Raw genomic sequence first — 17252 nt, forward strand, 5'->3', positions numbered from 1 at the left:
CTGTAAAAGGGCGCGCTCGCGCGCCATAAGATCCACATGCTCCTCGGCATGGCAGTCATGCCGGGGAGGCGTTGAACTGACCGGTTGGCCGATGATAGAGAGTTGCTCCACGTTTCGAATGCCTTGCCGAATGTTTGTCTGACGAGGCGACATTTTTTCCGTGCCGGCCCTATTTAGCAGGGACCGGAGTTTCGAACATCCGAGAGCATCATGTATCCTCCCATCGTTTTGATCCCTCCTGCGGGGGCGACCGGACAATGACACTCCCTCGATCCGAGATATCGGCCGGTGATGCGGTCGTCTTCGATGCCGTGTCCAAGCGCTTTGCCGCCTCCGGCGGAAATACGGCCTTCACGGCGCTCGACAATGTCAGCCTGACGGTCGCTCGCGGCTCGATCACCGGTATCATCGGCCGTTCCGGCGCCGGCAAATCGACGTTGATCCGGCTGGTAAACGGCCTCGAAAAGCCTTCGAGCGGCAAGGTGTTCGTCGATGGCGTCGATGTGGGTGCGCTGGACGAGGCGGGCCTGCGCGATCTCCGCCGCTCCGTCGGCATGATCTTCCAGCATTTCAACCTGCTTTCCTCCCGCACCGTCTTCGGCAATGTCGCGCTGCCGCTCGAAATCGCCGGTATGGATCGGCGCGCGATCGAGCAGCGTGTGCGCCCGCTTCTCGAACTCGTTGGTCTTGCCGACAAGCACGGGCGCTATCCGGCGGAACTGTCGGGCGGCCAGAAGCAGCGCATCGGCATCGCCCGGGCGCTTGCGACCGAACCCAAGCTGTTGCTTTCGGACGAGGCGACCTCGGCGCTGGACCCGGAAACGACGCAGTCGATCCTGGAATTGCTCAGACGGATCAATGCGGAGCTGGGCCTTACCGTTCTGCTCATCACCCATGAGATGGAGGTCGTGAAAGCGATCACCTCCGACGTGGCAGTGATCGACAAGGGCGAGATCGTCGAGCGAGGGCACACTTTCGATGTCTTCACGCATTCCAGGCACGAGACGACGCGGGCGCTGCTTTCCGGTCTGGCGGGTTCGAAACTGCCGGAAGCCGTTGCCAGAGGCCTGAAGCCGGCGGCGGCAAGCGGCGATCGCGTCGTGGTGCGCCTCACCTTTTTCGGGGCAGCGGCGGAGCGCCCGCTGATCTCGCAGCTCATCCAGTCGGTCGGTGCCGAGGTCAACATCATCGCCGGCACGATCGACGAGATCGGCGGCAAGCCCTATGGCTCGCTCGTCGTCGCCTATGGCGCCGATGCCGAAACCTCGGGCAAGGCGGAGCGCTTCTTCGCCGAAAACGGACTGGTCACGGAGGTGCTCGGCTATGTCGCCTGATCTTCTGCTTCGCATAGGCAGCGCCACGCTCGACACGATGTACATGGTGGCGATCGCTGGCCTCGTGGGCTCGCTGATCGGGCTGCCGATCGGCATCTTCCTAGCGACCAGCGGCAAGGGCGAGCTGTTTCCCGCACCCAATCTCAATCGCGCGGTGGGACTTGTGGTGAACGCGACGCGGTCGACGCCCTTCATCATCCTCGTCGTGGCGATCATTCCGTTGACGCGCCTCATCACCGGTACCTCCATCGGCACCAAAGCGGCGATCGTGCCCTTGACGATTGCGACCATTCCCTTCGTGGCCCGCCTTGTCGAGGCGGCGATCCGCGACGTCGACAAGGGGCTGATCGAGGCGGCGCGCGCCATGGGCGCCACCCCGTTGCAGATCGTCTTCAAGGTCCTGCTCGCCGAATCGCGGCCGGCGCTGACGCTGGCGCTCACCATGACGATCGTCAGCCTCATCGGCTATTCGGCGATGGTCGGCGCGGTCGGCGGCGGCGGTCTCGGCGATCTGGGCATCCGCTACGGCTATCAGCGCTTCATGCCGGACGTGATGCTCGTCGTGGTCGTCGTGCTTATCGTACTCGTACAGCTCGTCCAGAGCGCCGGCGACCGGATGGCGCGGCGCTTCGACAAGCGCAGCCGCAAGACCTGATCTTTCCAACACACCACCAGCAACAAGGAGACATCCATGAAGAACCTCATTCTCGCGGCGGCCTTCGCCGTCCTGGCTGCCGGCACGGCGCTTGCAGAGACCATCAAGGTCGGCGTGACCCCGGGCGAGCATGCCGAGATCATGGAGAAGGTGAAGGAAGTCGCCGCCCCCAAGGGCCTCGACATCGAAATCCTCGAATTCTCCGACTACGTGGTTCCGAACCAGGCGCTCGCCGACGGAGACCTCAATGCCAATTCCTTCCAGCACCAGCCCTATCTCGACAACCAGATCGCCGATCGTGGCTTCGACATCGTCAGCGTGGGCCTGACCATCACCACGCCGATGGGCGTTTATTCGAACAAGGTGAAGAGCCTCGATGAGCTGGAGGACGGCGCCACGATCGCCATCCCGAACGATCCGACCAATGGCGGCCGCGCGCTCCTGGTTCTCGCATCGAAGGGCCTCATCAAGGTCAATCCGGATGCCGGGCTGAAGGTCACCCCGGCCGACGTGACGGAAAATCCGAAGAACATCGAGTTCGCCGAGCTCGATGCGGCGCAGCTGCCGCGCTCGCTGGCCGATGTCGACGCGGCCGTGATCAACACCAATTACGCGCTCGAGGCCGATCTCCACCCGAAGGAAGACGCCATCGCCATCGAAAGCGAGAAGTCCCCCTACGCCAACGTCATTGCGGTGCGTAGCGCAGACAAGGATGCGCCCTGGGTGAAGACGCTCGTGGAATCCTACCACGACGACAAGATCAAGGCTTTCATCGTAGAGCACTTCAAAGGTGCGCTTATCCCGAGCTGGTGAAGATCGCACCGGCGGGAAGCGGATACATGCCCCGCGAAAGGCCGGTGTCAATGGCAGTGGAGGCGCTTGCCACGGGTCCCTTCTTCCCGCCCGCGGGGAGAAGGTGCCGGCAGGCGGATGAGGGGCATCGACCGGGTGAGTCGATTGGACTGGAGCATTTCAACGTTTCATGGAAACACTGAAATGCTCTGACCATTTGGTCCAACGCACTCCCGGACGGAAAACCGTTACGCACTTTTCCTGGACGTGCTCTAGCTTCCGAGATGCCGCGCGCCGCGCTTCTTGGCAAGCATGATCTGCCTCTGCCTCTGGCGGTAACGCTCGCGATCCTCTTCGGTGCGGGTGTCGTGGCAGTGAACGCAGGAGACGCCTTCCTCGTGAAGGTGCGACTGGAGGTCGGCGGGCGTCAGCGGCTGGCGGCAGGCATGGCAGAGCGTGTGCTCGCCCTCCTGCAGCCCGTGCGTTACGGACACGCGCTCGTCGAAGACGAAGCAGGCGCCTTCCCAGAGGCTCTCTTCCGGCGGTATTTCCTCGAGATATTTGAGGATGCCTCCCTTGAGGTGATAGACCTCCTCGAAGCCCTGCTCTTTCATGAAGGCCGTCGCTTTTTCGCAGCGGATACCGCCTGTGCAGTACATGGCGATCTTCGGCTTGTTGTGCAGGCCGCTATTGTTGCGCACCCATTCGGGAAATTCCCGGAACGTCTTGGTCTTGGGGTCGACGGCTCCCTGGAAGAGGCCGATGGCCGTTTCATAGTCGTTGCGCGTGTCGATGACGAGCGTTTCCGGATCGGAGATCAGCGCATTCCAGTCCTTCGGCTCCACATAGGTGCCGACCACCTTTTTGGGGTCGATGTTTTCGACGCCCATGGTGACGATCTCCTTCTTCAGGCGCACCTTCATGCGCAGGAAGGGCATGGCCGAGGCCCGGCTCTCCTTGTGTACCAGGCCGGCGAATTCCGGCTGCGCGCGCAGACAGGCCAGGACCGCCGCAATGCCTTCCTCGGTGCCGGCGATCGTCCCGTTGATGCCCTCATGCGCAAGAAGCAGCGTTCCCTTCACCCCATTGGCGTCGCAGATCGCCTGCAGCGGCTCGCGGAAACCGGCGAAGCGCGGAAAGGATACGAAGTGGTAGAGGGCGGCCACCAGAAACTGGCCCGGCGTCTCCGGGCGGCGCGATGTCGTGAGCATGTCGGTCATGCGGCACGCAAATACAGCTTTCGGGCGCCAAGTGCAATTGCGGCGAATCACGCCTGAGCCTGACTTTCGGGAAGCGTTCTACCTTCCGGCTTCGAGCCAGAGCAGTTCGAGGGTTCGGCTCTCCCTCCGCGGCCGGTCGAGAAAGACCGCATCAGCGCGCTTCAAGGCCTCACGCCTCAGCGCGTCCTGCCTGGCCGCGACATTCGAAAGAAGATGTTCCCTGCTGTTGCCGGCAAGGTCGGGCCGCTCGTCGACGAGCGACATCAGTTCGGCGATGTCATTCAGATGGCCGAGCACGTCGACCAGGTCGCTGGCCTCCGTTCTCTTTGCCCGCATCCCCGATGGCCACGCCTCGCGAAGCAGGGCAAGCTGAATCCGGTAATCCTGTGCGCTTTTGCGCAAGTCGTGAAACAGCGCCGTATCGGTGCTGGCCGCACAGGCTGCCCTGGCGCGTGCGGCGCGCCGCAATGTCTGCCGCCAGCCCTTTGCGAGGCGCCGGGCGGATTTCCGCCTGCCGTCATGGAAGGAAACATGAGCGAGTGCAGCGTGCGCCTTTCGGCAATTGACGATGGTTTCTTCGATCTTCCGGTCGAGATCGCCTCGTTCTTCGGCAATCCGGTCGCGCCGGCTTGCGAGGATCGAGCAGACCTTGTCGAGGGCCAGCTGCTGCTCCTCGCTCGCCGCGTGCTGGCGCAGATAGCCGGCATTCTCGACAAGCGCTGCAGCGTCGCGGAATGTCGAGAGATTGCGTGCCATGGCGCGGAAGCGTGCGTTTTCCTGCCTCTGGAAGAGTGGCGCATCCGCGACCACGAGGCGATAGAGCGAGCGCAGGCGCTTGAAGCTCTTGCGCGCATCGTGAATCGCTTCATGCACGCCTTCGGGTTGAACCTCGAGCATCGCAATCGCGCGTTCGATCTGTTCCCCTCCGACGGCGCGGAAGTCCTCTGTAAAGGGGCGCTTCGGATGGAAGGCAAAGGTCATGTTTGCGCTTCCAGCAGTCCTTCGGTGGCAAGCGCCTGATTGGAGTAGCGGCGATCGCCGGTGATCTCGCGCCCCAGCCAGGCCGGCAGGTTGGGCAGGTCCGTTTCCCGCTTCATTTCGACTTCGGCGACGGTGAGCCCTTCGAGCGCGCCCTCATAGACGTCGACCTCCCAGGTGAAACCCTTGTGCGGTATCCGGAAACGCCGTTTCTCGATGACGATGCCGATTGCCTGGGTCAATAATTCCCGCGCGTCGTGCATGGGGAGATCGTATTCGTACTCGTTGCGGACGAGGGCCGATTTGCCGATCTTGATGGTCAGGCGTGCCCGCTTGTTGCCGTGAATGCGCACGCGTACGGAGCGGTCTTCCATGGTGACGATGTAGGCCTGACGTAGCCTGATGCCCTTGTCCGCGTGTTGCCGCCAGCCGTCGGTGGCGACAAGAAACTTGCGCTCAATCTCCTTTGCCATGGATCTCCTGCCATTTCGAGATGTCGGCCGGCACAGACTACCGTTTAATCGATGTCGCTCAAGTCTTGTCCCTTCGATCACGATGATTTTAGATCGGATCGACCTGAAATCGTGAACGTGACCGGTCCTGACAAGTTAGCGCGGAAGCGGGCGGTACAGCGCGAATAGTTTTCCGCGCCCCGATCTGCCGGGCTCGACAACCGCAGACTGGCACGCTATGCGAGGGGCATTATTCAATCGTTTTAAAAGGACGATCGGCATGAGCGCGAAAACGGACAAGCTTCTCTCAATCCTCAAGCTGCAGCCGGTGGTTCCCGTCTTGGTGATCGACGATGCGGCGTCGGCGGTACCGCTCGCGCGGGCGCTGGTCGCCGGCGGCCTCAAGGCGATCGAGATCACCTTGCGCACGCCGGCCGCACTGGAAGCGATCCGTGCGGTCGCGGATGAGGTGGAGGGCGCCGTTGCCGGTGCCGGCACCATCCTCAATGCCGCCCAGTTCGAAGAGGCCGTCGCGGCCGGATCGCAGTTCATCGTCAGCCCCGGCACGACGCAGGAACTGATCGACGTCGCCAACGATCACGAGGTGCCGCTGCTTCCGGGTGCGGCGACGGCGAGCGAGGTCATGGGGCTGCGCGAAGAAGGCTACGGGGTGATGAAGTTCTTCCCGGCCGAGCAGGCCGGAGGCGCCGCCTATCTGAAGTCGCTCTCATCGCCGCTCGCGGGCACCCTGTTCTGCCCGACCGGCGGCATTTCGCTTGCCAATGCGCGCGACTACCTGTCGCTTCCCAACGTCGTTTGCGTCGGCGGCTCCTGGGTGGCGCCGAAGGACCTGGTCGCCAGGGGCGACTGGGCCGGCATCACCAAGCTTGCGGCCGAGGCCTTCGCGCTCAAGGGCTGATCCCAGACGGCACGTGATGGAGGAGGGCCGGCAGTCGTCCGGCCATTTCATTCTTCCCGCCGGTTTGTATTTCCGCGGCAACGTTCCTATGTCTCAATCGGCCAACGACGGAGCGGGGTGGGGCGTTCATGCTCGCCACCGCGCATGGACCGAAAAGGAGCAAGCCTGATGTTCGACGCGAAGAAATTGCTGGATCAGTTCCTGGGATCGCAGGTGCCCGGCGCCGGAGGGTCTGTCCGCGGCCGGGCGGATCAGGTGACCAAAGTCGCGAAGGACAATCCGCTTGCCACCGGCGCGATCGCCGCGGTTCTGCTCGGCACGAAATCCGGACGCAAGCTGGCCGGAAATGCCGCCGTCCTCGGCGGACTCGCCGCCATCGCCGGCCTTGGCTACCAGGCCTACAAGAACTACCAGTCCGGCAAGGAGCCGGTGGCCGAGCCCGCACCACGCGCACCGGCCCAGTTGCCCGCGCCTCCCGCCGACTCCGGCTTCGCCGCGCCGGAAGCGCTGAGCGACGACTTCGCGCTCGTGCTGGTGCGCGCCATGATCGCCGCTGCGCGCGCGGATGGCCATATCGACGGCGCCGAGCGCGGCCGCATCATGGACAAGCTGTCCGTTTCGGGACTTTCAGCGGATGCGGCGGCCTTCCTGGAGGCGGAACTCGTCAATCCGATCGATCTCGACGCCATCATCTCCGCCGGGAAGACGGAGGAGGAGCGGGTGGAGATCTATACGGCATCCCGTCTCGCGATCGAGCCGGACGGCCGGGCCGAGCGCGGCTATCTCGACCTGCTTGCCGGACGGCTCGGCCTGGCCGATGCGCTCGTCGACCACATAGAGGCGACGGTTTCTGCGGCAAAGATTCCGGCTTGAACGGATTCAAGGGCGGGCGCCGATCCGTTCCGCTCATGGGTCGCATCACGAGTTTGAATTTGTCACCGCCCCGCGTCTGTCCTATTGCCAAACACGAATGCAAACGCGGGAGCAGTTGATGCGTGACCTTGCCGACTGGAAGGGATGCCCGGCGCCGAAACCGGTGCTCATCGAGGGACGATACGTTATCGTCGAGCCCTATGACCGGGCGAAGCATCTGAATGCTCTCTGGAACGATGCCTTCGGCGGCATGGCCATCAACCCTCTGCTCAGATATTTCTCCCAGGACGATTTTTCGGGCATAGAGGATTTCGACGCCTGGCTTTCCGCGGTCCAGCAGAAGTCGGGCTGGGTGACCGAAGTCTTTCGCGAACAGGCGAGCGGCAAGGTCGTCGGCATGGCAAACTACATGCGCGCCGATCCCGCCAACGGCGTCGTCGAGGTCGGCGGCGTCGCGCACGGGGCCGCCATGGCGCGGTCGCCGCTTTCGACGGAAGCGCACTATCTCATGGCGAGGCACGTGTTCGAGGACCTCGGCTATAGGCGTTACGAATGGAAGTGCCACAGCGAAAATCAGGCGAGCCGCACCACTGCGGCGCGCCTCGGCTTCACCTTCGAGGGCATTTTCCGTCAGCACATGGTTTCGAAGCGCGCCAATCGCGATACGGCCTGGTTCTCGATGATCGATCGCGAATGGCCGCTCATCAAGGCCGCTTTCGAGCACTGGCTTTCGCCCGACAATTTCGATCGCGATGGGCGCCAGAAGCAGCGCCTCGAGGATATCCGCGCAACGCTTGGCGCTGGGGAGGAGCGAAGGTGAGCACGCCCGAGAAGGAGAAATCGCCCGCCGTCGCGGCAGCCATCATTCTGCTGGTGGTCGGGATCGGCTTCTTCGCGTTGCCGTCGATCATGGTGAGGCTCGGCGACATATCCCCATGGCTTGCGGCCGCGGTCGGCTGCCTATTCGTGATAGGCTTCTTCCTGATCTTCTGGCTGCGCGCCCGCCATCAGCGCCGGAAGGGACTGTAATTCTCGCGATCGACGCGCCCGCATGCGCTGACGGCGCGCCTCAGCTCTGCAGTGACGCGCCCAGAAGCACCAGCCCGAGCAGCAGGACAAGCAAGGCACCGGCGATCTCGATGGCGTTCGAGATACGCGCCGCAGCCGAATCGCTGGAGGCATAGCGCACGGCAATGCCCTTGGCCGTGACGGCCATGGTCGCCAGGATCGAAACGGTGATTGCCGTACCGATCGACATGGCGAAGACCGAAAGCACGCCGCCGAGATAGAGCCCGTTCAGGAGGGCGAAGGACAGCACGATCAGTGCGCCGGAGCAAGGCCGCAAGCCGACTGCGACAATCGCCGACCAGGCTTCGCTGAGCGCGAAGCGGTCGCCCTTCAGGAGCGCCGGATCGGGTGCGTGGGCGTGGCCGCAGGTGGCGCAGACCTCGCCAGGCCCATGCGCGTGGTGGTGATCGTGATGATGATGATGATGATGATGCTCGTGGCTGTGGCCATGAACGTCATCGGCATGCATCGTGGCAGGGGCAGGGGCCGGACGCAGCATCGATCGCAGCTTGCGGAAGACCAGCCAACCGCCGAAGGCAGCGATCAGCGCATAGCTCGCGATTTCGAGTGCACGGGTGGCGTTCGTCATGCTGATCGAGGAGCCGCGCAGCACGAGATAGACGGCGCCGATCAGGAGGATGGCAACGACGCCCTGCAGGATCGAGGAGAGGAAGGAAAGCAGCACGCCCCTCTTCAGTTCCGTCTCATTGGCGATCATGTAGGAGGAGATGACTGCCTTGCCGTGGCCCGGACCGGCGGCGTGGAAGACACCGTAGGTGAAGGAAAGGCCGATCAAGGACCAGAGCTGCCACGGGTTCTCGCGCATGTCCTTGAGCGCGTCGGTCAGCATTCGGTAGAAGCCCTGCTGCTCCATGTTCACCCAGGAAAAGAAACCGCCAAGAAAGCCTGTCGTCCGGATGGAGGGCTCGGCCGTGCCGATGCCGAGAGGCGACTGTGCGGCGGCGACGGTTGCGGAAAAGACCGTCAACAGGAAGGCGGCCGCTATCAGGCGGCCGGCGTCGCGGGCATTCAGCATGTGATCTCGATCCTGGTTGCAAAAAGCTTCGACGTGTCGGTCCCGGTCGGATCGTTCCAGAAGGCGTCGGTCAGCGTGTCCTTGTTCTCCGCCAGCACTTCGTCGGGATCGGGCCGCACCACCTGATGCTGGCAGGCCTCGATCTTTTCGCCGACGACGGAGAGGTCCTCGTCGGTGGGGAAATCCATGGCGGTATACATGGTCGGGTCGTAGACGCCGAAGGAAAGCTTGCCCTTAAGCGGCATGGTCTCGGCAGGCTTGACCGCAAACATCATCAGGAGCTGGTTATCCTTGTAATCGACGGTGATGCTGTCGGGTCTGCTGACCTTCACGGATTTGCCGTTGTCGGAAATCGACGTGTAATAGTTGTACTCCGCCAGCGACTCGAGCACCGTCTGGCCGACTTCCTTCAGTTCATCCGGGTCGAGCGTGGCGTTCGCGTTCTTGTCGAAGTCGAGAACGACGCTTGCCGAAAACAGCTCGTCGAACCGCCAGACATTCCTCAACTCGCCGATCCCGCCCGTGTCGTCCGAGACGATCTCGAGGCGGGCTTCCGCGAATATATGCGGGTGGGCGAAGGCGAGCGTGGGCGCGAGGAGCGTCGCAAGGCCGGCCATGACGAGGCTTTGTATTTTCATGGGAATGGGAATCCTTTCGGCCGGGGCCGCGCGAATCGTCCCCGAATGTACCGTAAATGAGACGGAATTGGGACTTGCAGCGCGTCGTTCCAACGCGTGAGGAAGGATCGCAGTCGCATCAGCGCGTGCTGCGGAACCAGCTGTGGAGGAAGTCGACGAAGGTGCGAACCTTGGTCGGGAGGTAACGACGATGCGGATAGATGGCGTAGATGCCGCGATCCTTGGGCAGGAAATCGTCGAAGAACGTCACGAGCTCGCCGGAAGCGATCTTCGGCCGGGCGATGAAATCGGGAAGGACCGCCACTCCGATGCCGCTCACCGCGGCCCGCGCCGCGGCAAGTGGACTGTTGACCTCGATCTGCCCGCTGACCGGCACGGTGAATGGCGAACCGTCCTTTTCGACGAAACGCCAGCTCGAATAGGATCGGCCGTTGGTGTCGAGGATGCACGGCAGCTTGGAAAGTTCGCTCGGATGCCCGAGGGCGCCGGCCTTGGCCATGAAATCCGGCGAGGCGCAGACCAGCACCTGGAAGTCGTCGAGCTTGCGGGCGATCAGCGTCGAGTCCTCGAGCCGGGTGATTCGGATGGCGACGTCGAATCCTTCCTCGACGAGGTCGATGAACCGGTCGTCCGAGACGATGTCGAGCGACAGTTCGGGATGCTCCTTGCCGAAGTCGATCAGGGACTGGCCGATATCCGCATCGACGAAAGTCCTCGGCACGGTGATTCGCAATCGGCCCTTGAGGTCGGAATTGTTGGCACGCACGAGATCGGCGAGGTTGTCGATCTCCTTCAGGATTTCCGATGCGCTGCGATAATAGGTGTGGCCGGCCTCGGTCAGCGAGAACTGGCGCGTCGTGCGGTTCAACAGCAGCGCGCCGAGCTCGTCCTCGAGTTCACGCACATATTTCGACAGCAGCGCCTTGGATTTGCCGATGCGCCGGGCCGCGGCCGAAAAGCCTTCCGCGTCCACGACATCGATGAAGGCGCGGATGCGGGTCAAGGTATCCATGGTTCGTCTTTCTCTGGCGTGCAGGCGAAAACGCGCTTGGGTAGGCGGGTCTCGGTTCCCGCACGCACGCACGGCCTGCTGCGATCGTTCAGCCAAAGTGAACACTGGCGCCGTTGCCCGGTCCAGAAAAAATTAGCGGCGAGATGGAAAAACCTCTTGATTACGACGATGATTTTTCTTACCTACGCCTTGCCCAAAGTCGCACGTGCCTGTGGGTGTCCGCCGACCCTCGATTAGGTGAGGTTATCGGTAAGGTACCTGGAACTAACCCCTCCAGTCGCTATTCCGGCCAACCGGGAAATGCGAGGACATCTTGAAGCAACGACGGTGCGGGCCTTTCTGGTGTCTGCCGGCTTTCCAACAGCCGGGGTTACTGAAGAGGCACACCTTCATTGCCGGAAGTGCGGTTGGGTTATTCCCTCCAATCCATGGCAGACAAAGCCGAATCCTAGCCTTTGCGGGCTTTGATTCACATTCGCGCATCGAGCGCATGCATGGTTCCGGGGTCTCCACCGGCTGGTTCCAGTGCAGGCGTGCGTATGCCCTTTGTCCTCCACAAATGTGGAGTCTAATGGATCGGGGAATATGGCCATGACCACCGCACGTATCATCGACTTCCTCAACACCCGACGACCCGAAGGTCCTTGCCTCGTTGTCGACCTCGACGTCGTGCGCGACAATTTCAAGGCCTTCCGTCATGCGCTGCCCGACAGCGCGATCTACTATGCCGTGAAGGCAAATCCGGCGCCGGAAGTCCTGCGCCTTCTCGCCGGCCTCGGCTCCAACTTCGATTGCGCGTCGGTCGCCGAAATCGAAATGGCGCTCGATGCAGGCGCGACGCCGAACCGCATCTCCTATGGCAACACCATCAAGAAGGAGCGGGACGTTGCGCGCGCCCATGCGCTGGGCATCAGCCTCTTTGCGGTGGACAGCCACGAAGAGGTCGAGAAGATCGCGCGCGCCGCTCCCGGTGCCCGTGTCTTCTGCCGCGTGCTCACCGATGGCGAAGGCGCCGAATGGCCGCTGTCGCGCAAGTTCGGCTGCGTACCGCAGATGGCGGTCGACGTGCTCGTCTATGCGCACCAGCTCGGGCTCGTTTCCTACGGCGTCTCGTTCCATGTCGGCTCGCAGATGACGAAGCTCGATGCATGGGATGCGGCTCTTGCCGATGCCAAGCGTGTCTTCGTCCAGCTTGCCAAGCAGGGCATCGAGCTCAAGATGGTCAACATGGGCGGCGGCTTCCCGACGAAGTACCTCAGGGACGTTCCGTCGGCCGAAGCCTATGGCCAGGCGATCTTCGGCGCGCTGAAGAAGCACTTCGGCAACAACATTCCGGAGACGATCATCGAGCCGGGCCGCGGCATGGTGGGAAATGCCGGCGTGATCAAGGCGGAAGTCGTTCTCGTGTCGAAGAAGTCGGACAACGACAGCCACCGTTGGGTCTTCCTCGACATCGGCAAGTTCGGCGGTCTCGCCGAGACGATGGACGAGGCGATCCGCTATCCGATCCGTACGGCCCGCGATGCCGATGCGATGGAACCCTGCGTGCTCGCCGGCCCGACCTGCGACTCGGCCGACGTGCTCTACGAGAAGAACATGTATCCGCTGCCGATCTCGCTGACGATCGGCGACGAGGTTCTGATCGAAGGCACGGGCGCCTACACGACGACCTACTCGGCCGTCGCCTTCAACGGCTTCGAGCCTCTGAAGGCCTATGTCATCTGATCCTGCTCGCTCCCGCTCAAGCGGGAGCGGCTTTCACAATTCATGTCCGGTCCGCCTGAAGCGGTTTTGATGACGGGAGGTCCAGATGGCCGCTGTTGTTGATTCCCTGCGCGCGTTCTTCGCGCCAACCACCTTTATAATCGACTCGGAAAACCCGGGCGATGTCGTTGCGCGCGAGAACCTGCTCGACCGTGCCATGGGCGCGGGTCGCCGCAGGAAATCGTCGGAGAAGCTGCGCCGCGGCCGCGTGCCTGCCGAGGGCCTTGCCCTTGTCGCGCGGGATGCGGACGGTCACGTCATCGGCACCGTGCGCCTCTGGAACGTCGAGGCCGGCGTCAACCGCGAGGGCCAGGCGGTGCCGGCGCTGCTGCTCGGCCCGCTTGCGGTCGATCCGGCGCATGAGGGCAAAGGTATCGGCGGCATGCTGATGCGCGCGGCGATCCAAGAAGCCAAGAACCGCGGCCATGGCGCTGTCCTGCTCGTCGGCGACGCCGCCTATTACGAACGTTTCGGCTTCTTCGCGCAGCGCGCGCAGCATCTCGTGATGCCCGGTCCTTTCGAACGCAACCGCTTCCTGGCGCTCGAACTCAAGGAAGGCTGGCTCGACGGTGCTGCCGGGATGCTGGTTCCCAGCGGCCGGAAACTCGCTTTGCTGCCGCTTCGCCGCGCGGCCTGAATTTCTTCCGCCTCGCACCCTGCGGAGGTGGATTATCAGCAGCGCTCCTGCCGCCCTTCGCGGCGGCAGCGCTGTGGCCCTTCAGAGCACTTCCAGGAAAAGTGTGTAACGGTTTTCCCTCGCGGAAGTCTGTTGGATCAAACGGTCGAAGCAGCTCAGTGTTTCTATGACATGTTGAAATGCTCTAAAGCACGGCCATTCCCTTCGAATGACCATGCCACACGCTGTGCCGAAGCCCTCTAATTCGCAGCGCGGCGATAGAGCGCCAGAGAACCGGCGAGCGCCAGCAGTGCGCCGCCGCAGATGCGGTCGAGCCAGATCGCGCCGGAGCGCCTCATGAAGCGTACCGCCTGCGACCCGAGCAGGGCATAACCGAACATCACCACGAAATCGATCGACGCGAAGACGATGGCCAGCATGGCGTATTGCGGCGCCTGTGGCAGGGCGGGATCGATTAATTGCGGCAGAAAGGCCGAAAAGAACAGATAGCCCTTGGGATTGGTGACGGCCACGAGAAGGCTCTTGGCGAAGATGGAGCGCGTCGCCCCGGCATCCATGGCCTGCGACGCTTGCGACGGGAGTTCCAGCGTCCCGCGCGATCGCAGCAGCATGACGCCTAGATAGGCGAGATAGGCGGCGCCCAGCCATTTGATCACGGAGAACCAGAATTCCGACGCTGCGAGCAGTGCGCCGAGCCCGAGTGCGACCGCGCCGATCAGCACGAAATCCGAGAGCATCGCGCCGATCATTCCTGCCGTTGCCCGTTTCACGCCATAACGCGAACCATTGGTGAGGGCGAGAAGCACGGTCGGTCCAGGCGTTGCAATGCCGATGAAGGCGACAAGCGCGAATGCGAGAATGGTGACTTCGCTCATGATGTGCTCCCTGGATCACTTTTCCTCATCCGCTCTTGGCGACGCCAAGTCGTCCCATGGCGGTCGCTTGCGTGCAAGTGGCATCGCCGGCGGCCCCGCGCGTTTGACAGCCTGCGTCGTTTCCCCTATTTCAGGCGCCGGGCGAGGGCCCCTGCCGTCCGCGAGCGTCAAGCTTCGGTGAAGTCTCTCTTTTCGACACGGTCACGCCGCGCGGCATGCTACCGATGGCAATGCGGACACCCATCCCGGAAATGCATGCCGTAACAGGAGACCCTGTCATGACGCATGAATTACGAAGCCTTCCCTCGCTCGATGCGCTGAAGGACCAGGCTAGACGCCTGAGATCGCGGCTTGTGTCGGAGGGTGACGAAGTCACCCACTCCAAGTCGCTCGAGCTGATCGCCGCCCAGTATGGCTATCGCGATTGGAACACGCTGCACGCGGCTGTCGGCAACCGACCTGCTTTCAATCCATGGATGCTCGGGGCGCGGGTCAAAGGCCGTTACCTCGGCCAGCCTTTCGAAGCGGAAGTCCTCTCGGCCCAGGCGATCGGTGCGAAGCCGGGACGTTATCGTCTGACGTTCAAGTTCGACGAGCCTGTCGACGTCGTCACGTTCGAGAGCTTCTCCGCCTTCCGCCAGCGGGTCACCGCCACCATCGATGAGAGCGGGCGGACCGTCGAGACGACATCGGACGGGCGGCCGCATCTGGAACTGGAATGGTGAGAACAGGCGGAGCCGGCCCCATCCGGCTACCCCGCCTTTCGCCGCAGCGGGGGCATGCATTCACCCCCGCTACCCGGCGATATCCACCACACCGCAATCGCCCGCCGCCGATCCAAAAGCGAGTTGGCGGCCGCTCTTGTTCCAGGCCATGGCGGTGATCGCGCCATTGCCCGGGCGACGCAACAGGACTTCCTTGCTGTCCGCGAAGCGGGCGGCAAGGATCATGCCGTCCTCATAGCCGATGGCGACGATATCGTCCGCCGGGTGGCAGGCGACCGTCGTCACCATGATGTTGGCGCGGGTGCCGAGCTCGAGCGGCGCCTTGCCCATCGGCCCGTCCTTGCCCTGAAATGGCCAGACGATCGCCGCCGGCGCCCCGGACGATGCGAGCCACTTGCCCTTCGCTGACCAGGAAAGCGACTTCACCTTGGCCGGATAGCCGGTCATGCGCATGTGGCGCGCCTCGGCGCCGGGCTTCGCGTCGAGCTTCCAGCCATGCAGCGCATTTTCCTGCATTGCGGTGACGACGAAGCGTCCGTCGGGAGAGAAGGTGACGGCGGTGTGGGCGCCCTTCCATTCGAGATCGACCGGCTGGCCTGCCATGGCCACCCAGTGCAGAGAGACGCCGTTGTAGCGCGCGGAGGCGATCCTCAGGCCCTTGGGTGCGAAGGCGATGCCTTCGACGGTCCGCTGCTCGGGAAAGTCCCTGGTGGTACCGTCGGAAAGGCGGACATGCGTCGTCTTGCCGTAGGCGTAAGCGACCGCACCCTGCGGTCCCGCCGCAACTTGCGAGATCCATTTGCGACCCGTGTCGGCAACGAGGCTCGCCGTCCCGTCTGCCGAAATGCGCATTACCTTGCCGTCTTCGCCGCCGGTCAGCAGCGTGTCGTTCGCCTCGTCGACAACGAGGGACAGCAGCCCGTCATGTGCTTCGGTCGTCTTGTGGCCGTGATCGAGCCGGTGGATCGTGCCGGCGGCCCCGGCGAAGAAGGGAACATCCTTGAGGAAAGCCACGCCGACGACGTGACCTTCGAGATCGAGCGGAGCGACGGTCGGCATCAGCTTGACGGACTTTCTTTTTTCATCATGGACTTATCCGGGATCATGCCGGGACTTCGCACGCCTTGAAGGTGCGCTCGATCTTCTCGCGATCGAGATCGCGACCGATGAAGACGAGCCTGCTTTCGCGCTTCTCGCCGTCTTTCCACGGGCGCTGGTGATCGCCTTCGATGATCATGTGAACGCCCTGGACGACATAACGCTCCGCGTCGCCGGCGAAGGCGATGATGCCCTTGAGGCGCAGGATGTTCGGACCGTCGGTCTGGGTGATCTTCTGGATCCAGGGGAAGAAGCGATCCGGATTCATTTCGCCCCCGCGCAGCGAAATCGACTGCACCGTCACGTCATGGATCGGCGAGGGGCCGTCGTGATGGTGATGGTGCTCGTGATCATGCTCATGGTCATGATCGTGATGGTGGTGATCATGATGGTGATGATCGTGGTCGCAATCGGGACCGCAGACGTGGTCGTGATCGTCCTGATCGAGGAAGTGGGGATCGTTTTCGAGCGCCCTGTCGAGATTGAAGGCACCCTGGTCGAGCACCTTTCCGAGGTCGATCTCGGAGCGCTGCGTGCGATAGATGCGGGCGGACGGATTGATGACGCGCACGGTTGCCTCGACGCGCTCCAGTTCCTCCGGCGTCACGAGGTCGGTCTTGTTGAGAAGCACCACATCGGCGAAGGCGATCTGGTCCTCGGCCTCGCGGCTGTCCTTCAGACGCAGCGGCAGGTGCTTGGCGTCGACGAGCGCCACGACCGCGTCCAGTTCCGTCTTGGCGCGAACGTCGTCATCCATGAAGAAGGTCTGCGCGACCGGCACCGGGTCGGCAAGCCCGGTGGTCTCGACGATGATCGCGTCGAAGCGTCCGGGACGGCGCATCAGTCCTTCGACGACCCGGATCAGGTCGCCTCGAACGGTGCAGCAGACGCAGCCGTTGTTCATCTCGTAGATTTCCTCGTCGGACTCGACGATCAGGTCGTTATCGATGCCGATCTCGCCGAATTCGTTGACGATGACCGCATATTTGCGGCCATGATTCTCGCTGAGGATGCGGTTCAGAAGCGTCGTCTTGCCGGAGCCGAGATAGCCCGTGAGCACGGTGACGGGGATCGGCTTCAGCGCGGATGTTTCGGTCATGGGAACCTCGAGGGTTGGGGATGCGCCGCGGGCATCGATGGTTGGGTTCTCATATAAGAGATGAGGTGGCGATGCGC

19 protein-coding genes are annotated in these 17252 nt (G+C 63.0%); 10 read left to right on the forward strand and 9 right to left on the reverse strand.

Features of this window, described 5'->3' with window-relative positions:
- Nucleotides 1-257 precede the first annotated feature (257 nt).
- Genes ACFHWW_RS07965 through ACFHWW_RS07975 form a run of 3 tightly spaced genes read left to right on the forward strand, consistent with a single transcriptional unit; the run spans nucleotide 258 to nucleotide 2802 of the window.
- Complete coding sequence (locus ACFHWW_RS07965) at nucleotides 258-1334, forward strand: methionine ABC transporter ATP-binding protein (RefSeq protein ID WP_018096680.1); 1077 nt, start codon at nucleotides 258-260, stop codon at nucleotides 1332-1334.
- Nucleotides 1324-1989, forward strand: coding sequence for a methionine ABC transporter permease (locus ACFHWW_RS07970; protein ID WP_275597315.1), 666 nt, complete (start codon nucleotides 1324-1326; stop codon nucleotides 1987-1989). The genes ACFHWW_RS07965 and ACFHWW_RS07970 overlap by 11 nt, the downstream gene beginning before the upstream one ends.
- Before the next feature lie 36 nt (nucleotides 1990-2025).
- Nucleotides 2026-2802, forward strand: coding sequence for a MetQ/NlpA family ABC transporter substrate-binding protein (locus ACFHWW_RS07975; protein WP_275597316.1), 777 nt, complete (start codon nucleotides 2026-2028; stop codon nucleotides 2800-2802).
- A 251-nt stretch (nucleotides 2803-3053) separates the two neighbouring features.
- On the opposite strand, the gene ACFHWW_RS07980 is transcribed toward ACFHWW_RS07975, so the two are convergent.
- The 3 genes from ACFHWW_RS07980 to ACFHWW_RS07990 form a co-directional block, all read right to left on the reverse strand.
- Nucleotides 3054-4001, reverse strand: coding sequence for a rhodanese-related sulfurtransferase (locus ACFHWW_RS07980; RefSeq protein WP_018096699.1), 948 nt, complete (start codon nucleotides 3999-4001; stop codon nucleotides 3054-3056).
- 78 nt (nucleotides 4002-4079) lie between these two features.
- The gene (locus ACFHWW_RS07985) at nucleotides 4080-4982 is read right to left on the reverse strand and encodes a CHAD domain-containing protein (RefSeq protein ID WP_379937930.1); all 903 of its coding nucleotides are present in this window, start codon (nucleotides 4980-4982) and stop codon (nucleotides 4080-4082) included.
- Complete coding sequence (locus ACFHWW_RS07990; RefSeq protein ID WP_100672881.1) at nucleotides 4979-5452, reverse strand: CYTH domain-containing protein; 474 nt, start codon at nucleotides 5450-5452, stop codon at nucleotides 4979-4981. The genes ACFHWW_RS07985 and ACFHWW_RS07990 overlap by 4 nt, the downstream gene beginning before the upstream one ends.
- A 259-nt stretch (nucleotides 5453-5711) precedes the next feature.
- Here ACFHWW_RS07990 and ACFHWW_RS07995 point away from each other — a divergent pair, with 259 nt between their 5' ends.
- The 4 genes from ACFHWW_RS07995 to ACFHWW_RS08010 all read left to right on the forward strand — a co-directional run bounded on the left by ACFHWW_RS07995 (nucleotide 5712) and on the right by ACFHWW_RS08010 (nucleotide 8252).
- A complete protein-coding gene (locus ACFHWW_RS07995) occupies nucleotides 5712-6350 on the forward strand; it encodes a 2-dehydro-3-deoxy-phosphogluconate aldolase (RefSeq protein ID WP_100672882.1) in 639 nt (212 codons plus the stop codon).
- Between the two features lie 168 nt (nucleotides 6351-6518).
- A complete protein-coding gene (locus ACFHWW_RS08000; protein WP_275597319.1) occupies nucleotides 6519-7223 on the forward strand; it encodes a tellurite resistance TerB family protein in 705 nt (234 codons plus the stop codon).
- A gap of 118 nt (nucleotides 7224-7341) precedes the next feature.
- Entirely contained in the window at nucleotides 7342-8043 is a 702-nt protein-coding gene (locus ACFHWW_RS08005; RefSeq protein WP_338277051.1) for a GNAT family protein, read from the forward strand.
- Complete coding sequence (locus ACFHWW_RS08010; RefSeq protein WP_018096705.1) at nucleotides 8040-8252, forward strand: hypothetical protein; 213 nt, start codon at nucleotides 8040-8042, stop codon at nucleotides 8250-8252. Before ACFHWW_RS08005 ends, ACFHWW_RS08010 begins: the two co-directional genes overlap by 4 nt.
- Before the next feature lie 40 nt (nucleotides 8253-8292).
- Here the strand turns inward: ACFHWW_RS08010 and ACFHWW_RS08015 are convergent, their stop codons facing one another.
- From ACFHWW_RS08015 to ACFHWW_RS08025, 3 genes are all read right to left on the reverse strand, one after another.
- Nucleotides 8293-9327, reverse strand: coding sequence for a nickel/cobalt transporter (locus tag ACFHWW_RS08015; RefSeq protein WP_379937931.1), 1035 nt, complete (start codon nucleotides 9325-9327; stop codon nucleotides 8293-8295).
- The gene (locus ACFHWW_RS08020; RefSeq protein ID WP_018096707.1) at nucleotides 9321-9965 is read right to left on the reverse strand and encodes a DUF1007 family protein; all 645 of its coding nucleotides are present in this window, start codon (nucleotides 9963-9965) and stop codon (nucleotides 9321-9323) included. The genes ACFHWW_RS08015 and ACFHWW_RS08020 overlap by 7 nt, the downstream gene beginning before the upstream one ends.
- Nucleotides 9966-10083: 118 nt before the next feature.
- The gene (locus ACFHWW_RS08025) at nucleotides 10084-10977 is read right to left on the reverse strand and encodes a LysR family transcriptional regulator (RefSeq protein WP_018096708.1); all 894 of its coding nucleotides are present in this window, start codon (nucleotides 10975-10977) and stop codon (nucleotides 10084-10086) included.
- Between the two features lie 585 nt (nucleotides 10978-11562).
- Between ACFHWW_RS08025 and odc2 the strand changes: the two genes are divergently transcribed.
- On the forward strand, nucleotides 11563-12702 hold the full coding sequence (gene odc2, locus ACFHWW_RS08030; protein ID WP_234841209.1) for an ornithine/lysine decarboxylase: 1140 nt from the start codon (nucleotides 11563-11565) through the stop codon (nucleotides 12700-12702).
- An 85-nt stretch (nucleotides 12703-12787) separates the two neighbouring features.
- Nucleotides 12788-13378 carry a GNAT family N-acetyltransferase gene (locus tag ACFHWW_RS08035; RefSeq protein WP_379937932.1) on the forward strand — a complete coding sequence of 197 codons (591 nt, stop codon included), beginning with the start codon at nucleotides 12788-12790 and terminating at the stop codon, nucleotides 13376-13378.
- 239 nt (nucleotides 13379-13617) lie between these two features.
- Here the strand turns inward: ACFHWW_RS08035 and ACFHWW_RS08040 are convergent, their stop codons facing one another.
- Nucleotides 13618-14253 carry a LysE family translocator gene (locus tag ACFHWW_RS08040; protein ID WP_379937933.1) on the reverse strand — a complete coding sequence of 212 codons (636 nt, stop codon included), beginning with the start codon at nucleotides 14251-14253 and terminating at the stop codon, nucleotides 13618-13620.
- A gap of 278 nt (nucleotides 14254-14531) precedes the next feature.
- Between ACFHWW_RS08040 and ACFHWW_RS08045 the strand changes: the two genes are divergently transcribed.
- Entirely contained in the window at nucleotides 14532-14978 is a 447-nt protein-coding gene (locus ACFHWW_RS08045; protein WP_100672890.1) for a glyoxalase superfamily protein, read from the forward strand.
- Between the two features lie 69 nt (nucleotides 14979-15047).
- Here ACFHWW_RS08045 and ACFHWW_RS08050 read toward each other — a convergent pair whose 3' ends face one another.
- Together ACFHWW_RS08050 and ACFHWW_RS08055 are read right to left on the reverse strand one after the other, a co-directional pair.
- On the reverse strand, nucleotides 15048-16037 hold the full coding sequence (locus ACFHWW_RS08050) for a WD40 repeat domain-containing protein (RefSeq protein ID WP_018096713.1): 990 nt from the start codon (nucleotides 16035-16037) through the stop codon (nucleotides 15048-15050).
- A gap of 43 nt (nucleotides 16038-16080) precedes the next feature.
- Nucleotides 16081-17175, reverse strand: a complete 1095-nt coding sequence (locus ACFHWW_RS08055) for a CobW family GTP-binding protein (RefSeq protein ID WP_379937934.1) — start codon at nucleotides 17173-17175, stop codon at nucleotides 16081-16083.
- Between the last annotated feature and the right edge of the window lie 77 nt (nucleotides 17176-17252).

The organism is Sinorhizobium sp. P24N7, assembly GCF_042436655.1.
Classification (GTDB): Bacteria; Pseudomonadota; Alphaproteobacteria; order Rhizobiales; family Rhizobiaceae; genus Sinorhizobium; species Sinorhizobium meliloti_A.